Source organism: Acinetobacter sp. C15, from assembly GCF_013420645.1.
Classification (GTDB): Bacteria; Pseudomonadota; Gammaproteobacteria; order Pseudomonadales; family Moraxellaceae; genus Acinetobacter; species Acinetobacter indicus.
In genome coordinates, this window is record NZ_VOXR01000060.1 from 1 (window position 1) to 6969 (window position 6969).

Here is a 6969-nt window from a genome sequence, read left to right on the forward strand (position 1 = left end):
TTAAGTTCTTTATCCGACATAGACACCAACATATCAAACCGTCCGCTAAGAAAATTGCAAAAGTGCATATTCTAAAAGCGGACATTTTTACTTTGGAGAAACCGGACATTTCTACTTTGGGCTTACAAGTCGACTTCGCATAACAGCCATTATGTTAAATGGAAGGAAGCAAAATAAGTTAACATTTTGCTTCCGGCCACATTAAGCTAGAGTTTTATTTAAATAAAGCTATTTAGTAATCATTAAATTAATTAAAATCTAAATCTAACACCAGCTCCATATAACCAACCTTTCTCAGAGTTTGATTCTATTTGCCACGACGTTTCATCATTACCTTTTGAATACTCATAGGCAATGTCGATATACGGCATGATCTTTTTACTGATTTCATAGCGAGTTTCAAACCCTGCGGTTGCACTGCTTAAACCAGTTTTTTTCGCATATTTAGAGTCATCACTAAAGATAGCATCCAACTCTAAATAAGGTTGAATAATCAACTTTTGCGTAATCAGAAAATCACGTTCCGTTTCTAGGCTAAAGCCCGCATAATTGTCTTCTCCCGCATAGAGATAAGCATCAGTTTCAAAGAAATATGGCGCCATACCATGTAAGCCAATCACCGCATCAACATTTTCTTCGGTGTCTTTGCGATGATCATTGAGTTCAACTTTTTCACTACGATAACGTGCACCAATCTGTGCATCCCAAAAGTCTGAAATCATACGGCTATATAAAAGTTTGGCATCATAATGTGCATCATGCGATTCTTCTTTATCGGCATGAATTTTAATAAAAACCTTATTTTCATCTGTGCCAATACGGGTTTCAAACTCTGACTTTAAATCACCTGTGCCATCTTCATTGACAAGCCACTTATTGTCCACTGTCGTAATCGCATAAATTTGCGCACCGTGTTCTGAGCGATGATCATAATGCGAACTCTGCTGAGCATTCGCATCTGGTACATGATGTAAATGATTAACCGTAGATGTTGCCTGATGTTGTGCCTGATTCATTTGGCTATGGTTCATTTGAGAGCGATCCATTTGCATCGGCTGATTTTGACTAGAAGATGTAGCAACTGTCATTTTTTCAGGCGCACTATGATCTTCACCATTATGTGCCAAACTCACTGCACTGACCATCAACAAAGAGCTTGCTAAAACAGTTTTAGAAAAAAGATTAATGGTGCGCATGTTGATCTCCTTTCTGTACTTTTTGATCTTGCTGTTTCTCTGTTGATTTGTGATGCATTGGCTGATGACCTGCATGTTGATGGTTCATCGGTGCTGAATGTGCAGTATGATTCATTTTCCCCATCATCTGCATGTGTTGTGCATGCTCTTGTGGAGAATGCTGTGAATGATCCATCTCAGACATCGCTTGATGATTCATTGATGGTACATTTTTTCCATCAGTCTGAGCAGTTGAATGATGCCCTTCGTGCGCCAAACTTAAGCTTGTTAAACTCAATACCGCAACAGAAAAAAACGCTTTAAATACAAAATTAGTGATGTGCATGTCCAGCTCCTTTTTGCTCAGTTACTTGGTGAGTTTGAGTCGAATTTGTACCTTGAATTGGCGTTGTAGACACTTGTTCATCGCTAACATTTGCCACGATCAACTTGTTCATCATTCCTGCACTCATGTGATACAACAAATGACAATGGATTGCCCATTCGCCCAACTCATCCGCAGTTAATAAAGCAGTCACTGTTTTACCCGGTGGTACAATCAATGTGTGTTTATTCGGCATATCTACCGACTCTTGACCATTCTCCAACTGCATAAACATGCCATGTAAATGCATGGGGTGCGCCATCATACTATCATTAATAAATTTGATACGGATACGCTCGCCATACTTCACTTTTAATGGCTCAGCATCGCTGAATTTTTTACCGTTAATCGTCCAAATATAACGCTCCATAGTACCGCCCAAACGCACTACTAATTCACTGCTAGCTTCACGAGTATCTTTTTGCGGTTCTAAAGATTTTAAATCACTATATTGCAAGGCTTTATTGCCCGCAGGTGTAGATGCATTTGCCCAACCATAAACCACTTGATCATTTTCTTGTGGTTTTGCTGTGCCATGCTGTGAATGATCCATTTTCGAGTGATCCATGCCTTGCATATCGCCATGGTTCATTTTTGAATGATCCATTTTCGAGTGATCCATGCCTTGCATATCGCCATGGTTCATTTTTGAATGATCCATTTTCGAGTGATCCATGCCTTGCATATTGCCGTGGTTCATTTTCGAATGATCCATTCCTGCATGATCACCGCCACCATGTCCCATATCTTCCATGGTCAAAAGTGAGCGTGGACGTGGTGCAGGCATATGAATGCCATGTGTCATAGGATTTAGTTCATTGTGCAGTGTACCAATCGCATAGCCTGAACGGTCAATTGACTCAGCTTCAATTTGATAATGTCCGCCTTTTGGCTCCACAATCACATCATAAGTTTCAGCTGTGCCAATACGAAACTCATCCACAGCAACAGGTTTTACAGGCTGACCATCAGCACTGACCACAGTCATTTTCAAGTTAGGAATACGGACATCGTAGAAAGACATCGCAGATGCATTCACAAAACGTAGGCGAATTTTTTCATTCGGTTTAAACATTCCTGTCCAATTTTGTTCAGGTGTTTTGCCATTAATGAGGAAGGTATAACCTGTAACATCCGACATGTCGGTTTTTAGCATACGCATCTGATTCCACATTTTGCGGTCAGACCATGTCGCTTTTATGCCATCACGTTTAACCTGCTTCCAAACATCACCCAAGGTTTCACGCTGATCTTGATAATATTCAGCTGAAATTTTAAGATCTTTCTGAATTTGATCACTGGTTTTTTCATGAAAATCTGACAACATCACCACATAGTCACGTTCAGCTTTTTCATGTGCTGCCAATGGTGTTTTACCTTTTGGATAAATCACAAAAGAACCATATAAGCCGTCCTGTTCCTGTCCTTTAGAATGAGCGTGATACCAATAAGTCCCGCTTTGGCGAATCTTGAATTTATAAACATACTCGCTTTGAGGCTTAATACCGTTAAAACCATTAAATCCCGGTACACCATCCATAATGCCCGGCAACAACAGTCCGTGCCAATGAATAGAAGAATCTTGGTTTTTTAAATTATTTTTCACGCGAATGATGGCTTCATCACCCTCTTCAAACTCAAGCAAAGGCGCAGGAAATTGACCATTTACGGTAATGCGCTTTACAGGCTTTCCAGTTGGGCTGACCACTGCTTCATCAATAACAAGCTGATATTCACGCACTTCGGCAAAAACCAAAGGCGACGATGCAAAACAAATACCTGCTAATAGGTACGAACTAATTTTATGAGACATAACTTAACCTTAATTTTTGAAAAATAAATAAATTTTAAAAAAATTGGTTAAGCTTTAGGGGGACGTGAAATTTCTTGCCAATACCCATTTAGATATTGGTTGGGGTAATAAAAATTAGGCTGATCTATAGAATAGAAGGTATCTAGGGGATCTAGCGAGCTTTGCAAAGAATGAAGACATGAGATCTGTGTCTGGCAGGATAAGCTAGAACATTCCTGACACTTTTTGTGATCTATATTCTGATTAAGAGCTAAATGATTATGGCAATCGGTATTCGTCTGTACTTCGTGATTAATACCATGTTGAGTGACTTGCTGTGCTTGATCTAAACAATGATCTTGGCTCATTTCAGTTTGCATATTGATATGCATTATCTTTACTGATGCAACAGACACACTACTCCATCCTATGGCAAAAATCATAAGAAAACAAAACCAAAGTTTTTTGGAGAGATGAGTCAACACGAATGCTATCTAGCAATAGAATTTAATCCAAAATATCTTAACGGAATTTTCAAATATTTACAACTCAATATAATTTAGTAGTTTCTCTAAAATTAACATAATACACCTTATACGAAATTCTTATATTTTTTCTTTATTTTTCAATGGTATAATACAATCTTTAAAGCCCCTTTTCTCCAATCGGGGCTTTTTTATGATTTATTACGTTCCACGCTTACTATTTGATCAATGTTCCACGATTTTAATAAGTCAAGGTGAACAATCAGATCAGCCATATGGCCTTAAAGGATAAATTTCGTCATTTTATTATGGCCAACATCAGGGTGAAGTGTGTCTAAGCTTTTTTGAAGCGAATATCATCGACTTAGGTCCCTATTTGCAACAGTACCCTCTTTCTACCATTTTTATAGATCGCTGGTATTAGCCTTCCACCCTCTGCTGTTGAAATTCACTTGACCCAGTCTGTTGTTGTGCCTTGAAGGCTAAAACCAGGGCTATAAGTTTAAATTCTTCCAAACGTAACTTTAAAAATGATTCATGAATTCGGGTATGACCGAATGCTTCTCCATAATGATTGATCAGGATAAAGTCATCTTGTAGTGCCTGAATAAACAGGTCCACAGTGTCATGGTCTAATTGGGATAAATACAGATCAGCTTTACTGTTAAACACATGAGTAACCAGAGCGATGGCAGAAAGTTGGCGATTTTCTTCGACATACTCACATTGCCCCCCGTGCTTGCTGCAATGGCATTTTTTATTTTACAGCGGACTTCTTTTAACTGCCGCGCGGCATGAATCTCCCCATAGCCCGAGAGATTTTATGTTAAATAATAAAAATATCCTTGTAGTGACTTATATCTAAGGCTTAGGGAGATTTCTAATATATTCATAGGCAATGTAACACTCCCCTGTTTCAGATGCATGTCTTAGCTTTGCCTCCAATAAGACAGGAAAAGGTATCTTTGATTTCAGACATTGATGTATATCTCTACCTGAAATACAAACAATTCTATTACCATTTCCAAAAGCAGTTAAACCATCACTACTAAAACCTTGCCAACTGATAAAAACACCTCTAGTCCATGAAGCCTTTCCATTAAGCTTACCTTGGAATGCGTGTAGATCACTAGCTGGCGTTTCTTTACTATGCCATTTTGCTTCCATTAAATAGTAAGCCCCATCCACTCTAAAACTACCGTCTATTTGTTCCCCTGTATTTCTAAAGCTCCCTTTTGGATCCATTTTGAATACTTTAAATAGCTCATTTAACCATAGTTCAAATGCATATCCACGAGGATGAGGGGGTAACAGTTTAATCCTATCCATTTCGGATATTAAATGTGTGTAATCAATGTCACTGAATGAGTTTTTGGGTGGAATTACCGATGGCAATCTAGCTGATAAATTTTTATCTAAAGATTTTATACTTACGATCAGAGCATTGTATTCAGCTAGATCTCTAGTTGCACTAGACGGATCTAAAGACATACGGTATGACCATAATTTATCTAAAACATGCAAAGCGGTATCTGCATCGACTTTTTTGAGAAGACAGCGCACACGCTTAGCTTTACTTGTCCCATCTTCTTTGTACTGTTCATTATCAATGTCAATATTTAACTCTTCATCAAAGAAATGGATAAGGGTTCTATCACTAAAATCTAGAAGATATCCACCTTCTGCACCAAATATACGATTAAATATCGTTATGTCTCTAAGTTTTAACTTCATAAATATCCGTAGTTGAGCTAAAAGCCACCTTTTACTATATTTTAAAAATTCATATAACTACCATTATTTTAAAGGAAGCTAACTTATAATTAACTCTAATCTATAAGTGGTTTAATATCAGAAATATTTAAATATCCTTTTATATCAATATTATCTTTATTTAATTTTACTAATACCCATCCTGTAGGTAAATTATCAGTTTTATATACTTCAATTAATGTATTTTTTTCAATTTCTAAAATATTTTCTCCATCGGGTGTCGCTCTTAAGAAGCTGTTAGATGTTAATACCGCATGACCTTTAATATTATTTATGGAATTTACTATCTGATTTTTATTAGATTGAATAAGTTCTATTTCTGATGAGATCGACATAGCTATTGTTAAAATTATTGGTATAACAAAATTAATAAAAATATTATTTCTTTGTGGTTCAGGTGTGTTTTTAAAATAATCATAAATAATTGATCCACTTGATGTATCAAAAATTCCTATATCAATTAGTTCAGACGCTATATTTAGTGCATCTGTATCATGGATAACTGAATCTATAGCTTGAGCTGCATCTTTATCTATATGGAGTTCTTGTCCGTATAACTGGTTAAAATTATCAGTAATGTTTTTATTATTCTGAATAAAAGTAGAATCTCTATTTATTAAATTTTGTCTTTCTAACCATAAATCATTTGAAATTTTATGATGAAGACTTTGAATTTTAGTTTTTAAATCTGGCATTAGAGTAGTTGCTGCTAGAATTTTTTGTGTATCCGCTTCTAGACCTAATGATTCATTAATTGTTATAGATGAGGCATATTTTTTTATAGCTTCCATGGCAGCACTTTTATGATCCCACGGTCCTGCTACGTTGGCCATAGCAGCGCCAATAACACTGTTTCTGTTCCAAGGCTGAGTAGCTTTCTCAAGAGCTTCCATAGCAGAACTTTTATGATCCCACGGTCCTGCCACGTTGGCCATAGCAGCGCCAATAACACTGTTTCTGTTCCAAGGCTGAGTAGCTTTCTCAAGAGCTTCCATAGCAGAACTTTTATGATCCCACGGTCCTGCTACGTTGGCCATAGCAGCGCCAATAACACTGTTTTTGTTCCAAGGCTGAGTAGCTTTCTCAAGAGCTTCCATAGCAGAACTTTTATGATCCCACGGTCCTGCCACGTTGGCCATAGCAGCGCCAATAACACTGTTTCTGTTCCAAGGCTGAGTAGCTTTCTCAAGAGCTTCCATAGCAGCACTTTTATGATCCCACGGTCCTGCTACGTTGGCCATAGCAGCGCCAATAACACTGTTTCTGTTCCAAGGCTGAGTAGCTTTCTCAAGAGCTTCCATAGCAGCACTTTTATGATCCCACGGTCCTGCTACGTTGGCCATAGCAGCGCCAATAACA

Annotated in this window: 6 protein-coding genes; all 6 read right to left on the bottom strand. The window is 37.6% G+C overall.

The window, feature by feature from the left end:
* Positions 1-251: 251 nt before the first annotated feature.
* Positions 252-1196 (bottom strand): copper resistance protein B, encoded by a 945-nt coding sequence (locus tag FTT63_RS13990; RefSeq protein ID WP_004668309.1) that lies wholly within the window; start codon positions 1194-1196, stop codon positions 252-254.
* A complete protein-coding gene (locus FTT63_RS13995; protein ID WP_104988059.1) occupies positions 1183-1521 on the bottom strand; it encodes a hypothetical protein in 339 nt (112 codons plus the stop codon). Before FTT63_RS13995 ends, FTT63_RS13990 begins: the two co-directional genes overlap by 14 nt.
* Entirely contained in the window at positions 1508-3373 is a 1866-nt protein-coding gene (locus FTT63_RS14000; protein WP_104988058.1) for a copper resistance system multicopper oxidase, read from the bottom strand. Before FTT63_RS14000 ends, FTT63_RS13995 begins: the two co-directional genes overlap by 14 nt.
* Before the next feature lie 884 nt (positions 3374-4257).
* Complete coding sequence (locus tag FTT63_RS14005) at positions 4258-4509, bottom strand: DUF4041 domain-containing protein (protein WP_104988057.1); 252 nt, start codon at positions 4507-4509, stop codon at positions 4258-4260.
* A 189-nt stretch (positions 4510-4698) separates the two neighbouring features.
* Positions 4699-5571 carry a restriction endonuclease gene (locus FTT63_RS14010; protein ID WP_104988056.1) on the bottom strand — a complete coding sequence of 291 codons (873 nt, stop codon included), beginning with the start codon at positions 5569-5571 and terminating at the stop codon, positions 4699-4701.
* 95 nt (positions 5572-5666) lie between these two features.
* A partial coding sequence (locus tag FTT63_RS14015; protein ID WP_218954018.1) for a hypothetical protein occupies positions 5667-6969 on the bottom strand: 1303 nt, incomplete at its 5' end.